Source organism: Chloroflexus sp. (genome assembly GCF_034434295.1).
Classification (GTDB): Bacteria; Chloroflexota; Chloroflexia; order Chloroflexales; family Chloroflexaceae; genus Chloroflexus.
Map to the genome: position 1 here is coordinate 1 of NZ_DAOTZQ010000063.1, position 2247 is coordinate 2247.

The window sequence follows — 2247 nt, forward strand, 5'->3', positions numbered from 1 at the left end:
ACCTCCTTTCTAGGGAGTTATCCCACTATCAGTATCGCTCTTGCTACGATGCTGCTGATGGATCACGCTTGCCTGTCCAGGTGCTACCCCCTGTCACATCGTGACAGGGGGGTTTTTGTTGGTATGCCACCCTGCGGTGGGTAACATCTCCCGCTGATATGCGACCTGACGGGAAAACGCATACGCTCTCCATTCCCCACCTACGCATTACCCACAACTGGTGTCAACCATGGGTGTATCAGCGGTATGATCGCCACGTATGCTGTTTTGGGCGACTGGCCAGGTGACAGTGCGCCGCTCCAGCCGTGCCAGCACGTGCTGAATGAATTGCCTTACCCGTTCGTCATACGTGTGTCGTGCGGTTTGGAGTGCGGCAGCCATGCTGCTGCGCCAGCCGTACTCACGTACCGGCGCGGATTGCAGCAGCCTCCCGTGCCGGTACGTGACTCTGATGATGAGGATGGCTGAACGCAGGTCGGCAGCCTACCCCACAGCGTGCTGGTGCCGGTGGTGTGTAGGGACGGGTTTGGAACCCGCCCCTACGGACGGTACCTGTACCGTTCACCTGACCATCCAAGGGATGCGGTGGATGGGAATGTCTGGCATCGCGTGCCATGGATGGTTGTTCAGATGTGATCGCAGCCTCTACGCTCCCTTCTCCCGCGCAGCGCTATGCATTACCTATAACCAGATTGTCACCTTCTTCGCTCATGAGCAGCGCCTATCTCATTGCACGCGATCCTGGGCACTATCGCGTTGCATCGCTGTCGCGTGGGTCTCACGTCACGAATGGGCAGCGGATGGTCCGGTAGACAGTGTATCAGACCGTGGGGCAGGCTTCCAGCCTGCCATCGGGGCCAGCACCTGACAACGGTAGCGGGGATGCCGCCACGCGGGCTGCAAGCCAGTGCCAGGGGGAACGCTTGCAGCCTGGCATAACGCAGCGTGACATGTGGGTAATGCATAGACTCCCCACCAATTGCTACACTACTCTGGCCCGGTTGCCCTCACCCATCCCCCACTGAGAGCTTACTAACGCAGGGGTGGTTATCACCCTGCATTGATGGCATCACCCGGCGCAGTGTGTGCAGAAGCAGCACCTATCCGCACGCCAGATGGTGAAGATGCGTACTATCGGCATGGAAGGGGAATATCGGTGTCGTGCGCACCGTTGGCATACACTTCCAGGTGATGCAGACCGGTGCACTCGCGCTGCCCACCGTGTGGGAACACACAGCACGGCGCGTGCGGAAGCCTCGCTTCCGCACGCCAACCATACGACACTATCCTTCTGATCGGGGGAAAGACGCTATCCTGTTGGGTAATCGCTATCTGGTAGCGATCACTTCTACACAAATGCCGAGATACCGGTGATCGCACGGCCAACGATCAGAGTATTCATTTCGTGCGTGCCTTCATACGAATAGAGCGCTTCGGCGTCGGCGAAGTAACGCGCTACCTCGTGTTCGAGGAGAATGCCATTACCGCCAAGCACCGCCCGGGCAAGCGCCACGGTTTCCCGCATCTTTTCGCCGCAAAAGACCTTCGCCAGTGATGCCTGTTCCTGACTGACTTTACCGGTGCGCGTAGCGATCTGACTCATCCGTAGACACATCGTCTGCATAGCGGTAACGTTGGCGAGCATCTGTACCAGACTGTTCTGCACCAGTTGAAATCCACCAATCGGTCGCCCGAACTGAATCCGCTGCTGCGCATAGGCCAATGCCCGTTCGTAAGCCCCCATTGCCACACCGGTCATTGCCCAGGCGACGGCAGCTCGCGTAATTGCCAGTTGGCGGGCGATACCCCGAAAACCTCCCACATTGGGCAATCGGTTGGCTTCAGGTACTCGACAGCCATTTAAGCGAATATTGGCATTTTGCACGGTGCGCAAGGCGATTTTGCCTTCCAACCGTTCAACCTCGTAGCCGGGCGTGCCACGTTCGACAATAAAGCCCTGGACCTGGTTGTTTGAGACATCGCGCGCCCAGATGATATTGATGTCGGCGATTGGGGCATTGCCGCTCCACTTCTTCGCTCCATCAAGCACCCATACGCCACGCTCAAAGCGTGCTGTTGTGGTCAGGCCGGCAGCGGTTGCGGAACCGACATCGGGTTCGGTGAGTGCCCACGATCCGATCAACTCAAAGCGTTGCATCGGTGGCAGCCAGCGCTGCTTCTGTTCGGGAGAACCGAAAAGATCGATTGATCCCATGCAGAGACCCCAATGGACACCGAAAAAGGTGT

At 58.2% G+C, this 2247-nt stretch carries 1 protein-coding gene; it reads right to left on the reverse strand.

Annotated elements, in window-relative coordinates:
- Nucleotides 1–1348: 1348 nt before the first annotated feature.
- The coding region (locus tag VAE57_RS09945) for an acyl-CoA dehydrogenase family protein (protein ID WP_322821729.1) at nucleotides 1349–2247 on the reverse strand (899 nt) is incomplete at its 5' end.